The following is a 22290-nucleotide window of genomic DNA, read 5'->3' as shown; positions in this document are numbered from 1 at the left end:
TATTTGCTGCCCACCCTAAAGAGCGCGCCCCGAGCGCGCTTTTGATTGTTAAAGATACCGGGCGAATGTGACATTCCCCCTCAAACATCGCGGATCAGAAAAATGAAGATCAAGAATTCGCTCAAGTCGCTCAAGGCGCGTCACCGTGACAACCGTCTGGTCCGCCGCAAGGGCCGCATTTACATCATCAACAAGCTGAACCCGCGCTACAAGGCTCGTCAGGGCTGATTTTGCGTGGCGCCTGGCTACGGCCGGGCGGACCGTTCGCGGTCGTTTGAGATGATCACATCAAAATTATTTTGATCTTCGACATTGGCGGGCTACTATGCCCGCCATGCGCATTTTTGCTTCGTCATATCTGGCCCTGCCGATTTTCCTCGCCCTGACCGCCGCCACACCGCATCTCGCCATGGCGGACGATTCGAACATCGTCGAGAAGAAAGATCCGAACGCCGACTCCGGCACCCTGTCCTCGAAGCAGCAGATCGACAATCTCTTCACAGCTTTGAAGCGTCAGCGTAATCCTGATCAGGCGAGCCTCATCGCCGACCAGATTCGCATGGAGTGGAGCGATTCCGGCAGCGCCACCATCAATCTGCTGATGCAATGGGCTGATAAGGCGATCCAGGAAAAGCGCAATGCGGCCGCCATGGATTTCCTCGACCAGGTGATCTCGCTGAAGCCCGACTATGCCGAGGGATGGAACCGCCGCGCGACACTCAATTACGCCATCGGCGACTATCGCAAGTCGATGGAAGACATCAATCAGGTGCTGCGGATAGAACCGCGCCACTTCGGCGCGCTCGCCGGCATGGCCGCGATCTTGAGCGAAACCGGCAATGACGAGCTGACCCTGAAGGCTTGGGAACGCTTCCTTGAAATTTATCCGGCGAATCGCGCCGCCCAGGAGCAGTTTAATACCCTCTCCGAAAAAATTGCCGGTAGCCGAACCTAGCGAATCCCGTCCACTTACTGGTAATTCCGCCTAAAAGCGGAATGGTCTAGGATTTCTCAACAAAGGGCATATCTACGACACACGAGAGATCGTGAAAGTCGCATAGACCAATAGTCCCCATTATCTGCTTCATACCGCAATGATCGATATTCTGCTTTGCGCTCTTGTTTTAATTCCTGCCGCCGCGGCCTGCTTTTCGGCCTATAAGACGCGCGCGATCGAGCAAGCCCATCCCAATATCGGCAAGCTGACCGATATTGGCGAATTCCGCATGAACGCCCTGCATCTGCCGCGCCCGGCCACCGCCGATCTGCCGCCGCTGATCTTCATCCACGGCGCCAGCGGCAATCTGCGCGACCAGTTCGAAGCCTTTGCCGGCCCGCTCGCCGGCCGGGCGGAAATGCTGTTCGTCGATCGCCCCGGCCATGGCTATTCCGAACGCGGCGGCCCGGAAAATGCCCTGCCCTCCGGCCAGGCCGACGCGATTGCCAAATTGATGGAGAAACAGGGCATCGAAAACGCCATCGTGGTCGGTCATTCCTTCGGCGGCGCCATCGCCGCAGCCTTCGGCATGCGTCATCCCGACAAGACGGCCGGTCTGCTCTTCCTGGCGCCGGCGACCCATCCGTGGCCGGGTGGCATCGACTGGTACTATACACTTGCCGCCATGCCGGTCTTCGGCTGGCTCTTCGCCCATCTGCTGGTAATGCCGATCGGTCTGCAGCGTGTCGAAAGCAGCACGCTCAGCGTCTTCCACCCCAATCAGCGTCCTGCCGATTACGTGGTGAAAACCGCACCGGAGCTGGTGCTACGGCCAAGAGCTTTTATCAATAATGCAGCCGACGTTGCCAATCTCTTACCCTATGTCGTCGCCCAAGCACCGCGCTACCGGGAAATCACGGCACCGACCGTGATCATCACGGGCGACAGCGACGACATCGTCATGGAAGAACTACATTCGCGCGGCCTAGCGCGCGACATCGCCGGTGCAGAGCTCGTCACCATCCGCCATCTCGGCCACAAACCGGACTATGTCGCAACCGATGTCGCCATCGCGGCGATGGAGCACCTCGCCGGCCAGGCACGCGATCTCCAGGCATTCGCTCAGGAGGCAGAAGCCCGCCTCGCGCGCCTGAAGATCACGCTGCCGACCGAGTCCACGGCTGCTCAGGCAGTGACGAGTTCGTAGTCCGGCGCATCGGCAAACACCCGCCCCTGCGGCGTGGCATCCACCGTTTGCCGCACGGCTTGCAGCATGATCGAAGCCAGCCGCTCCGTCGCCGGATTCGCTTCCGCTTCGGCGCGATGCAGTACGAGATCGAGCTTTGGCAGCGGCGGGAGGCCGGCTTCACCTGGCATCATGGGCCGCACCTTATCCGGCAGACCCAACGGCGTGCGCACCGTCACGCCCAACCCTGCGGCCGTCGCCGCCCAGAGCCCGCCGAGGCTGGGGCTGACAAAGGAAATGCGCCAGCCTATGCCGGCATGGTCCAGCACCTTGGTTGCGATTGATCGCAGCAGGCAGGGCGCTTCCAGTGACGCGAGCGGCAGCGGTTCGCAGCCATCGGCATGCCATTGCGTGGCACCATGCGCCGGCCCGACCCAGCACATCGGCACTTCGGCAATGCGATAGGTATGGGCCGTGCGAAAACCGTCGCTCCAGGCGAGCGCCAGATCGAGTTTGCCGGACGTCACGCGCTCGATCAGCTCGGCATTTCGCACCACGCGCGCCTCGATCCGCACTTTCGGATGCGCGCGGGCAAAGCGGCCGAGGACCTCCGGCAACAGCGTCTCGCCGAAATCCTCCTGCAAGCCGAGCCGAACCCAGCCCTCCAGATCCGCACCATGGATCGCAGTTGCCGCCTCGTCGTTGAGATCCAGCAGTCGCCTCGCATAGCCGAGCATCGTCTCGCCGGCCTCCGTAAGCGCCAGCCCGCGCCCGGCCTTGCGGAAGATCGGCGTGCCCGCCTGTTCCTCCAGCTTCTTGAGCTGCGCGCTGATTGCGGAGGTCGAGCGCCCGAGCCGTTCTGCTGCCTTGGCGAAGCTGCCAAGCTCCATGCCTGTCACGAAGCTGCGCAGGACGTCGAGGTCGAAGATAACTTTCCGCATGATCAATCGTCCATATTTTTGGGACTATTATTCAAATACTATCTGATTTTCCGGACTATTATCCCGTGGTATGGTGTACTCGTCAAGTAGACCCGATGACAGGAGCACCCCATGCCATTCACTCGTATTTCCCTTCTCCGCGGCAAGTCGCCGGAATATTTGCAGGCGCTTTCGGATAATTTCCATCGTGCCATGGTCGAGACCTTCGACGTGCCGCCCACCGATCGCTTCCAGGAGATTCATCAGTTGGAGCCGAACGAGCTGATCTTCGACCGCACCTATCTCGGCGGCCCACGCTCGGACAATTACGTCTTCTTCCAGATCACGATCGGCAAGCCGCGCTCGACCGAACTCAAGAAGGCCTTCTATCGCCGCCTCGTCGCCCTGCTTGCGGATGCGCCGGGCCTGCGGCCCGAAGATGTGATGATCAATATTGTCACAACGACGCGCGAGGACTGGTCCTTTGCGGACGGGATCGCGCAGATGATCGAACAGGCCTGACGATGATGAACCGGACAAGCATTCGACAGCCGCTTCCGATCCACCGCGCCGGCACCGCTATCCAGCGGTCTCCGGAAGGCATCGCCAATGCGCCCTTCTGGGTGGAAATGCTGGTGCAGGACAACGAAGACGGTCGGCTCACGGCCATGCGCTGCACGCTCGAACCCGGCACTATGACACGCTGGCACACCCATCCGCACGGACAGATCCTCTATGTTCTGTCGGGTGTTGGCCTTGCGCAGCGCGACAACGAACTGGCCGAGGAACTGCGCGCCGGCGATTGCATCACTTTCGCACCCGGCGAGCGTCACCGACACGGCGCAACGCTGGACAGCACTTTCGCCTATATCAGCATCCAGGCTCAACAGAACGGCGACGCCGTGACCTGGCTGGAGGATTGACCATGATCGCCATGCAATACAGCTTCACCCTGCCTGCCGACTACGACATGGCGATCATCGATCGCCGCATCCGCGGCAAGGGGCCAATGCTCGACAACTTTCCGGGTCTGAAGTTCAAGGCCTATCTCTCCGCCCGGAAAGGCGATGCCAGGACGGGAAGTCGCGAGAATCTCTATTCGCCCTTCTATGTCTGGGAGAAGGACGAGGGCTTGAGCAACTTCATCTGCGGTCCGGGCTTTGCCGGGGTGACGCAGAGTTTCGGCTGGCAGCAGGTGAAGACCTGGGTCGTCTGGCGCGCCGACATCTCGCCCGATATTCAAAATGCCCGGTTCGCCATCCGCGAGATCTTTCAAACGGGGCCCTATGTGCCGCTTGCCGAGATTCGTCAGCGCGAAAGCGATGAAGCGGCTGGCGAAGTCGCCAGCGGCGAAGCGCTTGCCTCCGTCGTCGCCTTCGAACCGACCAGTTGGACGCGGGTGCGTTTCCGTCTGCTTGCCGATCTGCCAAAAGACGTTCTGAGGCCGGGCGTCCAGGCCTACGATGTCGGCCACCTATCCTTGTCGGATGCCGGTTGAAGTGTCACCGGGACAAAGTCGTTGTTTTAAAGCGGACCGCGGCGCTTTATGGATTGAACAGCCTTTCCGCAGCAGAAGAGTGTTCCCTCCATGGTCGATATTGCAATGATTGAAGCCGCGCGCGACCGCCTCGACGGCCGCGCCCGGCGCACGCCCCTGCTTTCCTCTCCTTTCCTCGACGAAATCGCCGGGCGGCGGCTGTTCGTGAAAGCGGAATGCCTGCAGCATACCGGCTCCTTCAAGTTTCGGGGCGGCTGGTCGGCGGTTGCGGGGCTGGAGCCCTCCGTGCGCGCCAGAGGTGTCATCGCCTTTTCCTCCGGCAATCATGCTCAGGGCGTGGCGCTCGCCGCGCAACTGCACGGCATTCCCGTCGTCATCGTCATGCCGACGGATGCACCGAAGCTGAAGATCGCCAATACCCGCGCTTTCGGCGCCGAAGTCGTGCGTTATGACCGCATCAAGGAGGATCGTGACGAGATCGGTGCGCGGCTCTCCAAGGAGCGCGGGCTGACGCTGATCAAGCCTTTCGACGAACCACTTGTCATCGCCGGTCAGGGAACGACCGGGTTGGAAATCGCCGAACAGGCAGCCGAAGAGGGCATCGATGCCGCAACCGTGCTCGTCCCCTGCGGCGGCGGCGGACTCACTTCGGGAATTGCGTTGGCTCTGGAATCCCGTGCCCCCGGCTTCAAGGTCCGTCCCTGCGAACCCAAGAACTTTGACGACACGACACGCTCCCTCGCCTCCGGCAACATTGAACGCAACGCTGCCCTGCAAGGCTCGATCTGCGACGCCATCATCACGCCGCAACCTGGCAACATCACCTTTCCGATCCTGAAGCGCCTCTGCGGCCCCGGTCTGGTCGTAACCGATGAGGAAGCGCTGGAGGCTATGGCGCTGGCCTTCACCCGCCTCAAGATCGTCGTCGAGCCCGGCGGCGCCGTGGCGCTGGCCGCGGCCCTCTTCCATGGCAAAGAGATCGACGGCGACACGGTCATCGCGGTGACCTCAGGCGGCAATGTCGACACGGACGTCTTCGAGACGGCGCTGCATCGACACTAAAATTCAACTCGTCGCGCGGCGATAAAGCGCCAGCGAGCCGGCCAAAGCCAGGAGCGCGCCGCCGCAGGCGCGTTCCAGCCATTTCGTGCCTTCCGTCTTGAGGAACCGCACGGCCTGCGATCCGAAGGCGGCATAACCGAACATGATCATAAAATCGAGCGAGGCGAAGAGCAGCGCGAGGACGGCATATTGCGGCATCTGCGGCGCACCCGGATCGATGAACTGCGGCAAAAAGGCCGAGAAGAACAGATAACCCTTGGGATTGGTCACCGCGACCATGAAGCTCTTCATCCCGATGGACAGCAGCGTGCCCTTCCCCTGCCCTGCAGAAGTTTTGAGCATGCCGTCGATCGTTCCCTTGGAACGCAGCATCATGATGCCGAGAAAGGCGAGATAGGCGGCACCCGCCCATTTCAGCACGGAGAACCAGAATTCCGAGGCCGCCAGCAACGCGCCGAGCCCGATAGCGACCGCGCCGATCAGCACAAAGTCCGACAGCACGGCGCCAATCATGCCAGCGAGCGCCCGGCGCACGCCGTAACGCGAACCGTTGGTCAACGCCAGAAGCACAGTCGGCCCCGGCGTGGCGATGCCGATGAAGGAGACAGTGGCAAAAGCAAGCAGCGTGGCAATGTGCATGATTTCCTCTCCATGGTTGTCGGAAACTTGCATGCACCGCCATGCTTGGCAAGCATGTGCTTTGCTATCCCTGTGCTCGCACCCTGCTTACCATCAACATCGAATATGCCGCACCTCTGATACCCCCCTCTGTCACTTCGTGACATCTCCCCCACAAGACAAGGGGGGAGATTGGTAACTCGTAGCAAGTCTTTCGCTTCAAACTATCATCGAGTCCGCTGCAATTGAGGCTGATTGCTTTAACGGGAGGGGCAGCAAACTCCCAACGATCTCCCCCCTTATGGGGGAGATGTCACGAAAGTGACAGAGGGGGGTCCCGCATTCTCCTCGACCTCATCGCCGGAGACTATTCCCCAGCTCCGCAACCCTGGCCGCCAGTGCAGCGACCAATCAAGCTCGCCTCCGCTACAAGATCAACAGCACGGTACCGGTGCCAAGCAGAACCAGCGTCCAAACGAGATCCACATTGATCCAGGCGCTACGCAATATTTCGAGCCCGACCCAGCGATAGACCGCCAGCGCGACGAGACTTGTGACCGCCAACATCGCAAGCGTATGGACGCCCACCGCTGCCACCGTTATCGCCGCGGACGCATCCCCGCCGACGTCATGCAATGGCGATCCCGTAAGACAGAGCGGCATCAGGGCCGGCAGGAGCATAAGCCCCGCACCGTGAGCCGTCGCCATCAGGAACGACCAGAGCACCAGGCCTGCAAGCCCGGTACGCATGCCGATGCGAACGCGGTGCCGGTGTCCATAGAAGTGATGCCAGATAGCCCAAGCGACGAGGCCCACCCCGGTGACCAAGCGCACAGCGCCCTGATCCACGAAAAGACCGACGGCAACCACCGCTCCAGCTACCAGTGCGACGGACACGGCGTGGCCAAGGGCGATGGCAGGGACCGCTTTGACTACCGCGGCGGAACTCTGCCGGTGAACGCCGAGCGCCACGGCAAACAACCATCCCATCGCGGGATTGAGACCATGAAAGGCTCCCAATCCCGCCAGCAGCACCCAAGGCCAGAGTTCGTTCATGGGGCGCCCCGTCCGGCTGACCTTCGCTTACGGATAGCAATAGGAATCCGACGAACAGTCTCCACCCTGCAGGCGGACCTGATGCGGACGGTGCGACTTCGGCCACTCGACGAAGAATTTCTCGTCGAAGGCAATGCCACCGTCCTCTCCCGCATCAAGCTTCACCATCCAGCCGGAAAGGCCTTCGGGATAGAACTGCTCGTCGATCGCGCCGTAAAGCGAGTTAGTGAAATAGACGCGGCGACCGTCGCGACTGATCTCGACCATCTGCGGACCGCCATTCAGCGCACCGGTCTTCGCTCCCGGGTGCGAAGCGCGCGAAATGATGCCACCGATCCGGACCTTGCCCGTCAGCTTCGGCTTGAACGGATCGGACACATCGTATTGATGCAGGTCTCCGGTTCCCCAGCAAGAGACGTAGAGAAATCTGTCGTCCATCGAAAGATCGATATCGGTGACGAGCGGCGGCACGGCTTTGAAACCCTTGAGCATCGGCGGCAACTGCTCGGGATCGGCGGGTTCCGCGGGAATGTCGATCACCTTTGTCACCGCCCACTTTTCACCGTCACGATGCCAGACCCATATCGAGGAGGAGAGATCCTCGAGACTGAGAACGCAATTGACGAAACCATAGGCCTTGGTCGGGTCATGCGCAGGTCTGAGTTCGAATACGAGCTGGTACTTATCGCCGAAATCGATCGTCTGCAGATGCTTGCGCTTGTGCAGATCCCAGAAATGCAGGCGGCGGCCATATTTCGCGCCGAGCAGGATGTCTGGGATCAGGCCATTTTCGAACGTATCCGGCGTGCCCCACTCGCTGGTGACGAGCGTATCGTGACCAAGGTGCCACCAGACGTCATAGGAAAGCTGTTGCGGTCCGCGATCCATTTCCCATTGGCCGCGCACATCGAACGTCTCATGATCCATGAGGAACACGCCGCCCGGCCCCTTCCCCTCGGCATTGCCAAGCGCTGCGACATAGATCCCTTCCGGTCCGCAGTGAATGGTATGGGGTCTCGAATATCCGGCTCGTTCGGCGACTTCGCCAGGTTCGATGACCTTTACGATCGATGGCTTCCGGCCATCGGGCTTGGTGTCGATGATGTGGATGCGCGAGGACCTCAATCCCGGCACGACCAGATAGCGGCGCTCCGCATGCGGATGCGGCGCATTCGGGCAAAGGCAGGATGAGCAGGCGTTCCAGCCAAAATGATGCAGCTCGTCACCGACATTGGGCATCGCGACAGAGGTCACGATCTGACCGTAAGAGGTGGATTTGGGATCGACATCGACGACCGCGAGCTCGTCCGGAACCGCTCGCGTCGGGTCGAAGGCGACGACGTAGGCAAGGGTCTCCGGCGGGGCCTTCATGGCCATGCGCGGTGACGGATAAAAGCTTGGATCGGGTTTCCACGTGACCATGTGAAGTGCTCCTGGCGCGTTTGCTGAACAACGAAAATGTTCGCTGGATGCTTGCCGACAGCAGGCTCATCGCTGCCGACGGGGCAGGATCAAATGCTTCAATGGGATATCGATTTCGAGATCGTTCTCGCGGCTGAATAGCCGCAGACGCAATCCTCCCCACGCGATTATCTCAGATAAAGGCGCGTTTGGGCAGCCTTTTTCACTGCCGGTCTCGCGGTAGCGGTCGGGGCATTCAAGACTTGGATTTGCACCGTGGCTGTAGCGACCCGATAGCGCAGAAAAGCCCGCCACCTTCTCAGGCAGCGGGCTTCGACTCGTAAAATCCGGGGTTATACGCCCGATTGGCCGTCCGAACCGATATAGGCGATGCGCAGCATGTTGGTCGCGCCGGGGGTACCGAGCGGCACGCCCGCCGAGATGATGACGCGGTCACCAGGCTTGCCGAAGCCTTCTTCGGCGACGATGCGGCAGGCATTGTTGACCATGTCGTCAAGGTCTGTCGCATCATGGGTGACGACACAGTGCATGCCCCAGACCACCGATAGACGGCGGGCCGTCTGGATGATCGGCGACAGCGCCAGGATCGGAACCTGCGGGCGCTCGCGCGAGGCGCGCAGGCCGGTCGTGCCTGACGAAGTATAGCAGACGATGGCGGCAAGCTTCAGCGTCTCGGCGATCTGACGGGCAGCGAGCGAGATGGCATCGGCGCCGGTTGCTTCCGGCTGCGCGCGCTGGGCGTAGATGATGCCCGGATAGTGCGGCTCGCGCTCGATGGTGCTGGCGATCGAAGCCATAGTCGACACGGCTTCGATCGGATAGTCGCCCGAAGCGGATTCGGCCGACAGCATGACGGCGTCGGCGCCTTCGAACACCGCGGTGGCGACGTCGGAGACTTCGGCACGGGTTGGAACCGGCGACGAAATCATCGATTCCAACATCTGCGTGGCGACGACGACCGGCTTACCGGAACGACGGCAGGCGCGGATCAACTGCTTTTGGATGCCGGGAACGGCTTCGAGCGGCATTTCGACGCCAAGATCGCCACGGGCGACCATCAGCGCGTCGGAAAGCTCGATGATTTCTTCGATGCGCTCGACGGCCTGCGGCTTCTCGATCTTCGACATGAGACCGACGCGGCCGCGCGAAATCTTCCGGACTTCAGACAGATCTTCCGGACGCTGGATGAAGGAAAGCGCCACCCAGTCGACTTCGTTGGTGGCAAGCACGGCGTCGAGGTCGGTGCGATCCTTGTCGGTCAGAGCGCCAACGCCAAGCAGCGTATCCGGCAGGCTGACGCCCTTGCGGTCGGAAATCTTCGTACCGGAAATGACGGTCGTGACAATGCTCTTGCCGTCGCACTTTTCAGCGCGAAGCGCGAGCTTGCCGTCGTCGATCAACAGCCGATGACCGGGTTGGACCGACTCCAGGATTTCCGGATGCGGCAGGAACACGCGTGTATCGTCGCCGGGCGTATCGTTGTTGTCGAGCGTGAAGGTCTGGCCGGGCTTGAGATCGACCTTACCCTGGGCAAACTTACCGACACGCAGCTTGGGACCCTGCAAGTCGGCGAGAATGCCGATCGGACGACCACAGCGGGCCTCGACGGCGCGGATACGCTGGATCAGCGTGCGCATCAGGTCATGGCTGGCATGGCTCATGTTGATGCGGAACAGGTCGGCACCGGCCTCATGCAGCTTCTGGATCATCTCCTCTTCGGAGGAAGCCGGGCCGAGCGTCGCTAGGATTTTGACTTTTCGGTTGCGTTTCATCAATTCTGGCTTTCTTGGCTGCCCGGGGTATCGGAGAGCTGAACCATCCAACTCGCCTGACGCCCCGTGTCGTATTCCTTGAATCCCATTTTCTGGTAGCCGCGCGCGTAGCAATCTTTCACGCCTGGGATTTTGAATTCATTTTCCGCCACGCACATTTCGATATCGCCCGTCCAGCGGCCGCCGCGAGCTGCATCTTCTGCGTAGAGGTAATAATAGCGGGACTGAAGCGGCCCTTCGATCAAAGTGGCACAAGTGGTGGCCGGAACCTGCCACCATCCCTCGGTCACCCAGCCTTCCTTCGCACGATAGCCGATCGCCACACCCACGAGATTCTGCGTACCGTTGCAGACGCGGAAATCTGCATGGGCTGCATTTGGCATGAAGAAAAACGGCGCGGCGGCGGCAAGGATGAAAAATGCGAATCGGGCAAGCGGCCCTGACCGCGTAACGAAACTTGGCGCGACTTGGCTGGACACGGCTTCCAATGGGCTCCCGGTTATTCGTTGTTGCGTCTTCTTGCGCTGCCATCCCACGAATGTCAACGCAACTCTAATCGATTATATTTTCTTCACGGAATAGTGGCAGCACCTTACGGCCCGCACCTCGCCGATCGATAGGCCGAGCCTTGCACCTTCTGCCCGCCCATGCAATCAAACAACGGGCTGAAAAATGCGGTAATCGACAATCCACATGAATGACTTCACATCTTTTGAAATCATATCCGGCAATCGTGACAAAGGCATGGTCATCCTCGGCGATCATGCAATGCGGCACCTTCCCGAACGCTATGGGCGGCTCGGCCTGCCCGAAACCGCGTTTTCGCGGCATATCGCCTATGACATCGGCATCGAGGGTCTTTGCCGCCAATTGTCGGCGCGGCTCGGCGCGCCCTCGGTGCTCGGCGGCTTTTCCCGCCTGCTGATCGATCCCAACCGCGGCGAGGACGACCCGACCCTGATCATGAAAATTTCCGATGGGGCGATCATCCCGGGCAATCATCCGATCACCGAGGAAGAGTGGAATTACCGCATCGAAGCCTTCCACCGGCCTTATCACCGCGCCGTGGATGAGACGATCTCATCGGTCGCCGAGGCGACGGGCAAGGCGCCGCTGGTGCTCTCGCTGCATTCCTTTACACCGGCTTGGAAGGGCGTCCCCCGTCCTTGGCATGCGAGCGTGCTCTGGGACAGCGACGAGCGCGCCGTGCTGCCGCTTCTTGCAAAGCTCGGTGCCGACACCAATCTCGTTATAGGCGACAACGAGCCCTATGACGGAGCGCTTCGGAACGACACTATGTACCGCCATTGCATGGTCAAGGGCATTCCGCATGCGCTGCTGGAAGTCCGCCAGGATATGATCGGCGACGAAGCCGGCATCCGCGAATGGGCCGAGCGGCTGGCACCGATCTTTTCGGTGATGAACGATGACCCGGCGCTGCACCAATACAAACGCTACCCGTCGCGTACCGGCCCGTATGACGACGCTTGAGGAAACAGAGATGACCGAGCTCACCAAAGAACAGCAGACCGAACTGGAGGCAGCAGCCTTCCGTCGCCTTGTCGCGCATCTGCGCAAGCGCAGCGACGTTCAGAACATCGACCTGATGAACCTCGCCGGCTTCTGCCGCAACTGCCTGTCCAACTGGTATCGCGAGGCGGCCGAAGAAGCGGGTCTGCCGGTGACCAAGGACGAATCGCGCGAAATGGTCTACGGCATGCCCTACGAAGACTGGAAAAACCTGCATCAGGCGGAGGCTTCCGCTGTGCAAAAAGCCGCCTTTGAGCAGAACAAGCCGAAAGAATAGGCCACTTCCATCGAGACGACTTGACCTCGCGCTCCATTCACGGCAGGTCAACGGCCCATCGAATTCAGGCCTCAAGGCTCAAGAGAGGATACGACACATGGAAGAAGTGGCCACGACCGGCGAGGTCAACGTAGCGGCGGCAGAACTCCGCCAGTTCATCGAGCGCATCGAGCGGCTGGAAGAAGAGAAGCAGACGATCGCCGACGACATCAAGGACGTGTTCGGGGAAGCCAAAGGCCGTGGCTACGACACCAAGGCGATGAAGACAATCATCCGGCTGCGCAAGAAGGACGCCAATGAGCGCCTTGAGGAAGAATCCATCCTTCAGACCTACATGGCCGCGCTTGGAATGGAATGATCACTGCTTCGGGCGGCCGGCACTTGGGGCCGCCTGATACCTTCTTGTCAGTTCGACAACACCCAGGCTTGGTGCTCTCCGCAAGACTTCGAATTCTTGTTTTCCTTCGCAGCCAGGTTCTCTCGCCACCCTGCTCACTGCAGCGCGTGGCGAAGATACGTTAGCCGTTCGAGAACCAATTCTTCCCTTTAAGATCGCCTGCTCCGACCGCACTGCCTCTCACAATAGCGGCACCGGTCAGCGGAGCGCCATGGCTGCACGGCAAGGCCGCGAACGCCATTTGGCGTCGATCATCTTGTCCAATTGTGCTGCAAATGCATTGGAATAGGGGGAAACTGCCGCTTCCGCTCCTTAGATTTCCCTAATCTTCGCTTTGTTAATTGATAGTTAACTATAATTGCGCTTAACGTAAATATCGATCTCAGGGGCTTGATTTCAGAAAGCGTCGCGTAATTTGCCCGCGAATATAACGATAAACGGTTGCCGCGATCCCAAAGATGCACTTTGTCAAAATAATAGCGCTCGTCACATTGGCCGTTTTGGGGACCAGTTGCACGACAACGGGCGGAGTGCGGCAATCGGCTGGTGCAGAAACCGTTCCCAACGAGAAAGCATTGGCATTCCCGCCGCCCGGCGGCCCTGCCATCGTCAATGTGGTCGAACGCAAGCATAAGGATGATGTGGAACAGACGATTTCGCTCTCCACGTCATCGTCCGTTCCCGGCCAGAACTTCCTCAAGGTGCAGTTTCTCGGCGGGACCGGATCGAACCCGGGATTGGGCAGCACGCCCTATAAAATGATCAGCGAAGGCGCGATCTCGCGTGAGATGGCTGCGACGATACCTGGCGTCCGGCTCGCTCGCTCCGCAACCTTCGTACAGAACAGCTACGGCCCCTTCGGTTATGCTTCGGGCCAGAGCCGGGCGGGCGATACCTGCATTTACGCCTGGCAGCAAATCCAGGCGGGTCGGTCCGCGCCCGTAGAGCAGCGCAATTTCAGCATGGTCCAGGTCAGGCTCCGGCTTTGCGATGCGCATGAAACGGAGCGGGAACTCCTGAGCACCGTCTACGGCTACACAATCGCCGGCGGCTTCGAAAATGCGGCCCTGAACCCCTACGGTGCCCCGCGAGGAGCCGATGCCTCGCTCGGTCGCCCTGGCGATCCGATTTATCCGGACGCGGGCGGTTACCGCAGCAGAGGGACGCCCATCGGCTACGAACCGCGCCCCGTTGTCGTTCGTCCCGCAATCGTCAGGCGTCAGACCACGGTCCAGCCGCCAGCTGCCGCCACCGTGGCTGCACCTCAGGCAGTCGGTCCTCGCGTGCCATTGCCCGATCCGCAAGGCAGTGTGCCTCAGACAGGTGTCACAACCGTGCCGGCACCGATACCGGGGCGGGTTCAGCCAAGGATGACGGCCCCGAGCGGTACGGTTGTACCATCGCCAGACTGTATCGGCGACGCGGCTTCGAACGCTGCCTGCCAGAGATAATGAATAACTTGGGAGCGTCGACAGGCGCTCGGCTCAGCGCCATTGAAGGGACGTAGATGCATAAAGCGCGAAGCATCTTGATGTGGATTGTGGTTTCCCTGTGCGGAATCGTCCTCATCACATTGCCGGTCAACCTGCAAACTCAGCTCATCGCGAGCACTGCTGTCGTTACCTTCATGGCGATCATCAAGATCCTTAAGGCGCAGGGAACCTGGCGGCTGATCGCGCTTGCTTTCGGCACATCGATCGTCTTGCGCTACGTTTATTGGCGCACGACCAATACGCTGCCGCCCGCCAATCAGCCGGAAAACTTCATTCCTGGTCTGCTGCTCTATCTGGCGGAAATGTACAACGTCGCCATGTTGATGCTCAGCCTTTTCATCGTTGCGACGCCCCTGCCCCCACGCGTCGGCCGCGCATCGAAAGTACAGCAATATCCATCCGTCGACGTTTTCGTCCCGTCCTATAACGAGGACACCAAGCTTCTCGCCAATACGCTCGCTTCTGCCAAGGCGATGGATTATCCAGCCGACAAGCTCAAGGTTTGGCTGCTCGACGACGGCGGCACTTTGCAGAAGCGCAATTCCACCAAACTTTTGGAATCGCAGACCGCGATTGCGCGCCATGACGAACTCAAGCAGCTTTGCGACGATCTCGATGTCGAATATCTGACCCGTGATCGCAACGAGCATGCCAAGGCCGGCAATCTCAACAACGGTTTGAAGCATTCGAAGGGCGACCTGATCGCCGTCTTCGACGCCGACCATGCGCCGGCCCGCGATTTCCTGCTCGAAACGGTCGGTTATTTCGAGGACGATCCGAAGCTCTTTCTCGTCCAGACGCCGCATTTCTTCATCAATCCCGATCCGCTGGAGCGCAATCTTCGGACATTCGACAACATGCCGAGCGAGAACGAGATGTTCTACGGCATCATTCAGCGTGGCTTGGACAAATGGAACGCCGCCTTCTTTTGCGGTTCGGCGGCTGTATTGAGCCGCGCTGCGCTGGAATCCCAGAAGGGCTTCAGCGGGATCAGCATTACCGAGGACTGCGAAACCGCATTGGCCCTCCATGGCAGCGGCTGGAACAGCATTTATGTCGACAAGCCGCTCATCGCCGGTTTGCAGCCCGCGACCTTTGCGAGCTTCATCGGCCAGCGGAGCCGCTGGGCGCAGGGCATGATGCAAATCCTCCGCTTCCGCTTCCCGCTGCTGAAGCGCGGCCTCTCGCTGCCGCAACGTCTTTGCTACATGTCGTCCACGCTCTTCTGGCTCTTTCCCTTTCCGCGCACCATTTTCCTGTTCGCACCGCTCTTCTATCTGTTCTTCGATCTCGAAATCTTCACGGCGTCCGGCGGCGAATTCCTGGCCTATACGCTTGCCTATATGCTCGTGAACCTCATGATGCAGAACTATCTCTACGGCTCCTTCCGCTGGCCGTGGATTTCGGAACTCTACGAATATGTCCAGACGGTGCATCTACTGCCCGCCGTCATTTCGGTCATGCTCAATCCGCGAAAGCCGACTTTCAAGGTTACGGCGAAGGACGAATCGATTTCGACCAGCCGTCTTTCAGAAATCAGCCGCCCTTTCTTCGTGATTTTCGCTGTCCAGATCATCGCGGTTGCGGTAACGATATACCGCATCTATGCCGAACCCTATAAAGCGGATGTGACGCTTGTCGTCGGCGGATGGAACATGATCAATCTGATCTTGTCCGGCTGCGCACTTGGCGTTGTCTCCGAGCGTGGCGAGCGATCATCCTCGCGCCGCGTCAGGGTCAATCGCCGCAGCGAATTCGGCGTCAACGGCAAGTGGAATTCCGCCTCGATCGAGGACGTTTCCGTTCACGGCGCGCGGCTGAACGTCTTCAACAAGGAGCTTGATCCGGTAATCGTTGGTGCGGAGGGAGCGCTTCGCTTTCAGCCCTACAGCGGTGCGGAAATGGAAACGCTGCCGGTTATCGTGCGCAACATCCAACGAACCGGCGAGATAACGACAATTGGCTGTCAGTATGTTCCAAAAGGCGCTCTGGATCACCGTCTGATTGCGGATCTGGTGTTTGCAAATTCCGATCAATGGACGCAGTTCCAGCAGGCTCGCCGTCGCAATCCCGGTATCATTCGCGGAACGATATGGTTTCTGGGCCTGTCGCTTTATCAAACAAGCCGCGGTCTGCTTTATCTTTTCCGAAGCATGCGATCCGAAGGTGAGGCGGAGCAGCAAGGGGTAAAGGCGAGCAATTGATGAAAAGCCTCCTTTCAGCGCTGATTTTCCTGCTTGGCGCCACGATTGCCCATGCTCAGACGGCGCCTTTCGACATGTCTGGCGAACGGCCGAAAGGTGCTAAGCCGATCGTGCCGGAAACCGTGATACCGCGGCCCACGGCACCGCAAACTACCACTCCGCAGGTGACCACGCCAAAGGTGGCCACGCCGCAAGTGGCGACGCCGCAAGCGACCACACCCAAAACAAGCAAGCCGCAGATGGACCCGCCGCAGGCGACCATGCCCGTCATCCCGGCACAGACCATTCCGGCGGTAAAACAGGTTATCGCAACGCCCGCGGCTGCTGATTTTCGGCGGTATGTGGTGCCGTTCACAGATTTTCGACTACAAGGCGAATATGATCGGAAATCCTGGTCGATCTATCTCACGCCCGAACAGGCCGCCGCTCCGGCGAAGTTCAATTTCGCCTATCAGAATGCCGTCGTCGTTGCGCCCGAGGCTTCGCAACTGACCATCTTTCTCAACAATCGCCCAATCGGCCAACAGCAGATCGGATCGCCGGACAGCGCCTCTGCGATCAGTTTCGACATCCCGCACGGTCTGCTGCAGCCAGGCGCCAATGTGGTGACCTTCGAGGCGACACAGCGCCACCGCACCGATTGCAACATCCAATCGACCTACGAACTTTGGTCCGATATCGATCCGGCAAAAACCTATCTGAGCTTTGGCGAACAGGATGCGCAAAGACTGTCGAGTACGGACGCAATCCGGGCAATCGGCGTCGATGGTGCCGGCAAGACCGAATTCAATCTCGTCGTGCCGGCTCTGGCGCAGCCAGGCACCACAAAACCGCTGCTGCGGCTGGCCCAGGGCCTCTCGCTGTTGAGCGGAATGCCGAATGAAACCTTCTCGTTCAGCACGGACTCGCTACCCCCACCCGGTCCCGGAAAGATGACGGTACTCGTCGGGACGCCCGCCGAACTGCAACCCTTGTTTTCGGCACCCGTTGCAGCACAGACCGCCGCATTGGCAACCTTCGTCAAGGACCCACGCACGGGCTCGACGATCCTTCTCATCAGCGGACCATCCTGGCAGGCAGTCTCCGGCGCAATCGATACCATCGTCTCGCCGACAGACCGAGACCCGACCGTCCGCCGCGATACGCTGGTAACCCAGCGCTGGACCGCGCCGGATGCGCCGTTCCTGTTTTCGGATACGAATCTCTCCTTCTCGCAATTGGGTATCAATACGACGGAGTTTTCCGGGCGCCGCTTCCACACCAGCTTCAATGTGGCAATCCCGTCCGACTTTTATGCCAATGCCTATGGCGAAGCGACCATCCTGCTTGATGCCGCCTATGCGAAAAACGTTTTGCCGGGAAGCCATATCGACGTCTATGTCAATGGCAGCATCGCCACGACGAAGCCGATTACCGCGACCGGTGGCGGCATTTTCAGGCACCTGCCCATTCGCGTGACGATGCGCCACTTCAAACCCGGCCTCAACACCGTGACGCTGGAAGCGATGTTGCTGACCAACGAAGACCAAGCCTGCGTGCCCGCCACCACCTCCAGCACAACGCCGCGTTTCGCACTTTTCGACACTAGCCAATTTCATATGCCGGATTTCGCCAGGGTCGCCCAACGTCCCAATCTCGCAGCGCTGGCCGGCACGAGCTACCCTTACAACCGCGGTCTTATGCCGGTGGCTCTTTTCATCGACCGTACCGATACCGATACCTTGTCGGCAACGGCAACATTGCTGGGGCAAATGGCGGTGGTCGCAGGACATCCCATCGACCTGGATCTGATCGCCTCACCGAGTGGCGTCGGAAATCGCGATGCAATCTTCGTAGGCTCGATTTCGCAGATGCCGACGACCGCCTTGTCGCAAATGAATATCGCGACGGCCAGCCAGGCATCCTGGCGCCCGGTCACATCAGGGCAAGGCGGCCAGCCGGAAACGGCAGTTACATTCGACGAGTGGCGATCGAGAATTGGCGGCGGCGTGTTGCAGCACCAGATTTCACGATTTCAGGATTGGATGCGCCGCAATTTCGATATCTCGCTGAGTTCACTGCAGTTCATGCCCGGTGCCGAGCGGGTCTTCACGCCCTCGAATATCAACAGCTTCATGATTGCCCAGGGAACGAGCGCCACAGGTGAATCCTCCTGGACGATCGTCACCGCACCCTCGGCAAAGGACCTCAGAGCCGGTGCCGAAGCCATAACGTCTCAGGTCGATTGGCCGAAGATTGCCGGTCACATCACCGTTTATTCGGGCAAGACCGGAAAGGTCGAGACGGTACCCGTCAGCCGCTTCGACTTCGTCATGACTCAGCCTTGGTCATTTACCAATTACCGCCTGATTGCTGCGAACTGGCTCTCGACCAACATCCTGTCCTACGCATTCCTGCTGATCATTCTCTTCTTGCTGATCGGCGTTGCGACGTCCGGAATTCTCGCAAAGATCGGCAGACGCGGATGAGGCGCTGGCGCACCATGATGGTTGCCGGCGGCATCGCTCTCTTGACGATGTGCCAGCCACTTGCGGCACAACACGCCGCCATCGCTCCCGAGGCTTGGGCTGCCTACAAGGCGAAATTCCTCGATGCGAGCGGCCGCATCGTCGACAACGGAAATGGCAATATCAGCCACAGCGAAGGACAAGGCTATGGCTTGTTGCTTGCCTATCTTTCGAACAGTCCCGCCGATTTTGAACAGATATGGTATTTCACGCGAACCGAGCTGCTGCTGCGCGACGATGGTCTCGCCGCCTGGAAATGGGACCCGGCCGTCACACCCCATGTGACGGACACCAACAATGCTTCCGACGGCGATATGCTGATCGCCTATGCCCTGGCGCTGGCGGGATCGGCATGGAACAAGAAAGACTATCTGCAGGCGGCGCTAACGATAGCGCAGGCGCTACTTTCGCATGCCGTCGTCCATGCTGGCGGACGGACGCTGCTACTGCCCGGCATCGAAGGCTATGGAGCCGCTGAACGGGAAGACGGCCCCGTCATCAATCCCTCCTACTGGGTCTATGAAGCCATTCCCGTTATGGCGCTGCTCGTACCTTCCGATGAATGGCAAAAACTTAACGACGACGGGCTCTCCCTACTGCGGTCGATGCAGATAGGACCGCGAAAATTGCCCGCGGACTGGGTAAGCCTGCGCAGCAAGCCCAGACCGGCTGACGGTTTCGATGCCGAATTCGGTTACAATGCGATTCGCGTCCCGCTTTACCTTGCGCGGGCGGGCATTTCCGACAAGGCGCTGTTGACGCGGCTGCAGGCGGGTATGACGGTCGAAGGCGATGAGCCGGCCACGATCGACCTGGAGACAGGCAAGCCAAAACAGCCACTTACGGACCCGGGTTATAGAATTGTTAACGATGTTGTGGCGTGTGTAACAAGCGGGGCGAAGCTGCCCGCTTCGGTTCGGCAATTCGCGCCGTCACTCTACTATCCGTCGACCCTGCAATTGTTGGGCCTGGCTTTCGTTGAGGAGAAACATCCGGAGTGTTTATAAAATCCTCCCTACTTACGGTTTCCGTGGCAGTCGCAGTGGCAGGGCTTGTCATCGCGATGAAAGACCGTGGCAGCCTCGAAGAGGGATTGGGACTGGCTGCGCAAAATCGTGCGGATAGCCAGATCACCCAGACCGGAAGCATCAAGCCGGTGGATGTAGCCTTCAGCCCGCCGCCGATTGATATGAAAACTGTTGCCGATCGCATCCAGGCGACGGCACCTTCCGCAGTTCTGTCGGACACTCCACCGGCCCCTGCCCAAACGACACCAGATACGTCAGCCGCTGCGCAAGCGGCGCCGGATGCATCGGGTGCCGTTGCTCAAGCAACGCCTCAATCGAACACGCCGCAGCCCGCGCCGCACCCAAAAGTCGACGAGAGCGCCCTTCGCTATTTCGCAAGCCACGGCGACAAGGCCAGGCTTCAAGCAGAAATTTCCCGCCTTCAAGCGCTTTATCCGGATTGGGTACCCCCGGCCGATCCGCTGGCGGTCCCGCAAAACAGCGACAAGCAGCTCGAAGCCATGTGGCAGCTCTATTCCGAAGGCCGTTATGCCGAGCTACGCAAAGCCATCGCGGACCGTCAGGCGGCAGAAACCGGATGGCAACCGCCTGCCGACTTGCTGGAGCGCCTCGACGTCGCCGAAGCGCGTGCGCGTCTCGTCAATGCGTCCGATCTCAAACAATATGCAACCGTGGTCGACATTGGCGCCAATACGCCTAGCCTGCTTACCTGCAGCGACATCGACATTTTGTGGCGGGTCGCGGAGGCCTTCATCAGAACCAATCGGACGGCCCGCGGCGAGGATGCTTACGTCTATATCCTCAAGAATTGCGTCAATCCCCAGGAGAGGCTCGCAACCGTCCAAAAAGCGTCGGCGCTGTTATCCTATCAGCCCATGCAGGATCTTCTTGCGCTGGAAAAGCCCGACGGCAATGGCGGCCGGGAATTCGACAGCATCCGTACGGACCTTGCACGGCGCTTCGTTGCCGAGGGCAACGATGATTCGAAACTATCCGTGGCGTCGGAGTACCTGTCTCAAGTCGAACATGCGGCGGAGACCCAGGGTCTCGCGTCCGATGCCTTGCTCCTTGGTTGGTACCATCTGCGCCGGGAAAATCACGATCAAGCGGAAAAATGGTTCCGGGCAGCGCGGAGCAAGGAGGATACCGCCTCGGCCTCGCAGGGATTGGCGTTGATCCTGATCGCCGATCACAAGCCGCAGGAAGCCGAGGACGCCATGTATAGATGGCGTAACGATTCCAAGGACGCGACGGCAACCTATCTCGCGGCCACCGCCAATGTGATGGCGCTGCAGCCGCCGGCCAATCTCAGCGAAGATATGCTCAGCCGCATGGCCGCCGAAGTCATCGAGCAAAAATACGTGCCGACCGCACAGGAATTCGGCTGGTATGCGCGCTCGCTGAACCAGCCGCAAACTGCGGCACGCTGGTTCGAGACCGCCCTGCGCTGGAAGCCGGACGACGAACCCTCGGCCTATGGCCTGGTCATCACCCGCAACCAGTTGAATGACCGGCAGGGTGTCGCTGAAATTCAACGCCTGTGGGCGGGTCGTTCTGAGCGTATCGCCAGGCTCGGCGAGGTCACACCTCAAGCGCAGATCGGCGCTGCACCACCGCCTTCACCAAATCAGGCGATACCGCAAACGGCAGTTGCTCCGACCAGCTCGCAGCCGCTCACGACTTCACCGGCGCCATCCGAGACCAACGCCAACACGCGTCAGCGCACGACCGCGCGTTCAGGATATGGCGGCCCTGAAACACAAATCACGACGGTTCGACGCAGCGCACGCGGACCGCGGGGTTGCTCCACGACGATCAATGCCGAGCGCCTCAACCCGGCGAATGCTCTGTCCCGCGGCTGGTGCCTCATGGACCTCAACCGTCCGATGGAAGCGATCGAAGCCTTCGAGGTCGCGTTAAACAGCTCCGCCGGCAAGACGCGCGAAGACGCAGCCTACGGGCAAAGCCTCGCCTACCTGCGGGCAGGCCTCGCGAACAATGCGGCGGTTGCCGCTGCCAAGGCTCCTCTCAGCCGCCAACGTGCCGCCGAGTTGCAGGTTGCTATCCTGGCCGATCGCGCGCTTACGGCATTCTCCGCCAAGCGCTATCAAGAAACTCTGATCTATCTGGATCAACGCGCGCAACTGCAGCAGGAACGCATCGATCTTATGGTTCTGCGTGGTTACTGCTATCTCAATCTGAAAATGTACGACGATGCCGAGCGGATATTCACCGCGGTGGCCGCAACCGGTAACAAAGACGGAAATCGCGGGCTTAATGATCTGAGGCTCGCAACACATCCGAGACCCGGCGACTGATTTTGGCAACACAAGTTTGCTGGCCAAATGATAGAGGGGTTCGGCGTTTCCATGAAAAGCTGAAC

21 protein-coding genes are annotated in these 22290 nt (G+C 60.0%); 15 read left to right on the top strand and 6 right to left on the bottom strand.

All coding sequences use genetic code 11. From position 1 onward, the window contains the following. Positions 1-102: 102 nt before the first annotated feature. The 3 genes from ykgO (at position 103) to K290_RS0116255 (ending at position 2144) form a co-directional block, all read left to right on the top strand. On the top strand, positions 103-228 hold the full coding sequence (gene ykgO / locus K290_RS0116265; protein ID WP_003582204.1) for a type B 50S ribosomal protein L36: 126 nt from the start codon (positions 103-105) through the stop codon (positions 226-228). A gap of 97 nt (positions 229-325) precedes the next feature. Continuing rightward, positions 326-955: a tetratricopeptide repeat protein gene (locus K290_RS0116260; RefSeq protein ID WP_028752910.1), complete on the top strand. Its 630-nt coding sequence runs from the start codon at positions 326-328 to the stop codon at positions 953-955. 139 nt (positions 956-1094) lie between these two features. Beyond that, positions 1095-2144, top strand: coding sequence for an alpha/beta fold hydrolase (locus tag K290_RS0116255; protein WP_051264112.1), 1050 nt, complete (start codon positions 1095-1097; stop codon positions 2142-2144). Here K290_RS0116255 and K290_RS34405 read toward each other — a convergent pair. Beyond that, positions 2123-3064, bottom strand: a complete 942-nt coding sequence (locus tag K290_RS34405) for a LysR substrate-binding domain-containing protein (protein WP_037135562.1) — start codon at positions 3062-3064, stop codon at positions 2123-2125. The two genes, K290_RS0116255 and K290_RS34405, sit on opposite strands and share 22 nt — an antisense overlap. A gap of 111 nt (positions 3065-3175) precedes the next feature. Here K290_RS34405 and K290_RS0116245 point away from each other — a divergent pair, with 111 nt between their 5' ends. The 4 genes from K290_RS0116245 to K290_RS0116230 all read left to right on the top strand — a co-directional run bounded on the left by K290_RS0116245 (position 3176) and on the right by K290_RS0116230 (position 5603). Then, positions 3176-3565, top strand: a complete 390-nt coding sequence (locus tag K290_RS0116245; RefSeq protein WP_028752908.1) for a tautomerase family protein — start codon at positions 3176-3178, stop codon at positions 3563-3565. 5 nt (positions 3566-3570) lie between these two features. Then, the gene (locus tag K290_RS0116240; protein ID WP_028752907.1) at positions 3571-3966 is read left to right on the top strand and encodes a cupin domain-containing protein; all 396 of its coding nucleotides are present in this window, start codon (positions 3571-3573) and stop codon (positions 3964-3966) included. 2 nt (positions 3967-3968) lie between these two features. Next, a complete protein-coding gene (locus K290_RS0116235; protein ID WP_028752906.1) occupies positions 3969-4541 on the top strand; it encodes a DUF4865 family protein in 573 nt (190 codons plus the stop codon). A gap of 90 nt (positions 4542-4631) precedes the next feature. Further along, on the top strand, positions 4632-5603 hold the full coding sequence (locus K290_RS0116230; protein ID WP_028752905.1) for a threonine ammonia-lyase: 972 nt from the start codon (positions 4632-4634) through the stop codon (positions 5601-5603). 3 nt (positions 5604-5606) lie between these two features. On the opposite strand, the gene K290_RS0116225 is transcribed toward K290_RS0116230, so the two are convergent. The 5 genes from K290_RS0116225 to K290_RS0116200 form a co-directional block, all read right to left on the bottom strand. Further along, complete coding sequence (locus K290_RS0116225; protein WP_028752904.1) at positions 5607-6242, bottom strand: LysE family translocator; 636 nt, start codon at positions 6240-6242, stop codon at positions 5607-5609. Between the two features lie 405 nt (positions 6243-6647). Beyond that, positions 6648-7277 carry a hypothetical protein gene (locus tag K290_RS0116220; protein ID WP_028752903.1) on the bottom strand — a complete coding sequence of 210 codons (630 nt, stop codon included), beginning with the start codon at positions 7275-7277 and terminating at the stop codon, positions 6648-6650. A 27-nt stretch (positions 7278-7304) separates the two neighbouring features. Next, a complete protein-coding gene (locus tag K290_RS0116215; RefSeq protein WP_028752902.1) occupies positions 7305-8699 on the bottom strand; it encodes a selenium-binding family protein in 1395 nt (464 codons plus the stop codon). A 332-nt stretch (positions 8700-9031) separates the two neighbouring features. Next, the gene (pyk, locus tag K290_RS0116205) at positions 9032-10471 is read right to left on the bottom strand and encodes a pyruvate kinase (protein WP_028752901.1); all 1440 of its coding nucleotides are present in this window, start codon (positions 10469-10471) and stop codon (positions 9032-9034) included. After that, the gene (locus tag K290_RS0116200; RefSeq protein WP_028752900.1) at positions 10471-10959 is read right to left on the bottom strand and encodes a DUF1036 domain-containing protein; all 489 of its coding nucleotides are present in this window, start codon (positions 10957-10959) and stop codon (positions 10471-10473) included. The genes pyk and K290_RS0116200 overlap by 1 nt, the downstream gene beginning before the upstream one ends. 205 nt (positions 10960-11164) lie before the next feature. On the opposite strand from K290_RS0116200, the gene K290_RS0116195 reads away from it, so the two are divergent. The 8 genes from K290_RS0116195 (at position 11165) to K290_RS0116160 (ending at position 22225) form a co-directional block, all read left to right on the top strand. Beyond that, positions 11165-11962 carry an N-formylglutamate amidohydrolase gene (locus tag K290_RS0116195; protein ID WP_028752899.1) on the top strand — a complete coding sequence of 266 codons (798 nt, stop codon included), beginning with the start codon at positions 11165-11167 and terminating at the stop codon, positions 11960-11962. A 10-nt stretch (positions 11963-11972) separates the two neighbouring features. Then, positions 11973-12278 carry a DUF1244 domain-containing protein gene (locus tag K290_RS0116190; protein ID WP_028752898.1) on the top strand — a complete coding sequence of 102 codons (306 nt, stop codon included), beginning with the start codon at positions 11973-11975 and terminating at the stop codon, positions 12276-12278. A gap of 97 nt (positions 12279-12375) precedes the next feature. Beyond that, positions 12376-12636, top strand: coding sequence for a DUF2312 domain-containing protein (locus K290_RS0116185; RefSeq protein ID WP_028752897.1), 261 nt, complete (start codon positions 12376-12378; stop codon positions 12634-12636). Between the two features lie 497 nt (positions 12637-13133). Further along, positions 13134-14126 carry a cellulose biosynthesis protein BcsN gene (gene bcsN / locus K290_RS0116180; RefSeq protein WP_028752896.1) on the top strand — a complete coding sequence of 331 codons (993 nt, stop codon included), beginning with the start codon at positions 13134-13136 and terminating at the stop codon, positions 14124-14126. A 56-nt stretch (positions 14127-14182) separates the two neighbouring features. Next, positions 14183-16372, top strand: coding sequence for a UDP-forming cellulose synthase catalytic subunit (bcsA, locus tag K290_RS0116175; RefSeq protein WP_028752895.1), 2190 nt, complete (start codon positions 14183-14185; stop codon positions 16370-16372). Further along, the gene (locus tag K290_RS0116170) at positions 16372-18840 is read left to right on the top strand and encodes a cellulose biosynthesis cyclic di-GMP-binding regulatory protein BcsB (protein ID WP_028752894.1); all 2469 of its coding nucleotides are present in this window, start codon (positions 16372-16374) and stop codon (positions 18838-18840) included. The genes bcsA and K290_RS0116170 overlap by 1 nt, the downstream gene beginning before the upstream one ends. Then, a complete protein-coding gene (locus K290_RS0116165; RefSeq protein ID WP_028752893.1) occupies positions 18837-19886 on the top strand; it encodes a family 8 glycosyl hydrolase in 1050 nt (349 codons plus the stop codon). The genes K290_RS0116170 and K290_RS0116165 overlap by 4 nt, the downstream gene beginning before the upstream one ends. Next, complete coding sequence (locus K290_RS0116160) at positions 19883-22225, top strand: cellulose synthase (protein ID WP_028752892.1); 2343 nt, start codon at positions 19883-19885, stop codon at positions 22223-22225. Before K290_RS0116165 ends, K290_RS0116160 begins: the two co-directional genes overlap by 4 nt. The last annotated feature ends 65 nt before the right edge of the window (positions 22226-22290 follow it).

Origin of the sequence: Rhizobium leucaenae USDA 9039, assembly GCF_000426285.1 — a bacterium.
Lineage (GTDB): Bacteria > Pseudomonadota > Alphaproteobacteria > Rhizobiales > Rhizobiaceae > Rhizobium > Rhizobium leucaenae.
The sequence above is the reverse complement of the archived record's forward strand: the minus strand, read 5'-3'. Positions and strand labels throughout refer to the sequence as shown.

Coding starts and splice junctions, on each gene's coding strand:
- ykgO (WP_003582204.1), top strand. CDS start 103: ATGAAGATCAAGAATTCGCTCAAGTCGCTCAAGGCGCGTCACCGTGAC.
- K290_RS0116260 (WP_028752910.1), top strand. CDS start 326: ATGCCCGCCATGCGCATTTTTGCTTCGTCATATCTGGCCCTGCCGATT.
- K290_RS0116255 (WP_051264112.1), top strand. CDS start 1,095: ATGATCGATATTCTGCTTTGCGCTCTTGTTTTAATTCCTGCCGCCGCG.
- K290_RS34405 (WP_037135562.1), bottom strand. CDS start 3,064: ATGCGGAAAGTTATCTTCGACCTCGACGTCCTGCGCAGCTTCGTGACA.
- K290_RS0116245 (WP_028752908.1), top strand. CDS start 3,176: ATGCCATTCACTCGTATTTCCCTTCTCCGCGGCAAGTCGCCGGAATAT.
- K290_RS0116240 (WP_028752907.1), top strand. CDS start 3,571: ATGAACCGGACAAGCATTCGACAGCCGCTTCCGATCCACCGCGCCGGC.
- K290_RS0116235 (WP_028752906.1), top strand. CDS start 3,969: ATGATCGCCATGCAATACAGCTTCACCCTGCCTGCCGACTACGACATG.
- K290_RS0116230 (WP_028752905.1), top strand. CDS start 4,632: ATGGTCGATATTGCAATGATTGAAGCCGCGCGCGACCGCCTCGACGGC.
- K290_RS0116225 (WP_028752904.1), bottom strand. CDS start 6,242: ATGCACATTGCCACGCTGCTTGCTTTTGCCACTGTCTCCTTCATCGGC.
- K290_RS0116220 (WP_028752903.1), bottom strand. CDS start 7,277: ATGAACGAACTCTGGCCTTGGGTGCTGCTGGCGGGATTGGGAGCCTTT.
- K290_RS0116215 (WP_028752902.1), bottom strand. CDS start 8,699: ATGGTCACGTGGAAACCCGATCCAAGCTTTTATCCGTCACCGCGCATG.
- pyk (WP_028752901.1), bottom strand. CDS start 10,471: ATGAAACGCAACCGAAAAGTCAAAATCCTAGCGACGCTCGGCCCGGCT.
- K290_RS0116195 (WP_028752899.1), top strand. CDS start 11,165: ATGAATGACTTCACATCTTTTGAAATCATATCCGGCAATCGTGACAAA.
- K290_RS0116190 (WP_028752898.1), top strand. CDS start 11,973: ATGACCGAGCTCACCAAAGAACAGCAGACCGAACTGGAGGCAGCAGCC.
- K290_RS0116185 (WP_028752897.1), top strand. CDS start 12,376: ATGGAAGAAGTGGCCACGACCGGCGAGGTCAACGTAGCGGCGGCAGAA.
- bcsN (WP_028752896.1), top strand. CDS start 13,134: ATGCACTTTGTCAAAATAATAGCGCTCGTCACATTGGCCGTTTTGGGG.
- bcsA (WP_028752895.1), top strand. CDS start 14,183: ATGCATAAAGCGCGAAGCATCTTGATGTGGATTGTGGTTTCCCTGTGC.
- K290_RS0116170 (WP_028752894.1), top strand. CDS start 16,372: ATGAAAAGCCTCCTTTCAGCGCTGATTTTCCTGCTTGGCGCCACGATT.
- K290_RS0116165 (WP_028752893.1), top strand. CDS start 18,837: ATGAGGCGCTGGCGCACCATGATGGTTGCCGGCGGCATCGCTCTCTTG.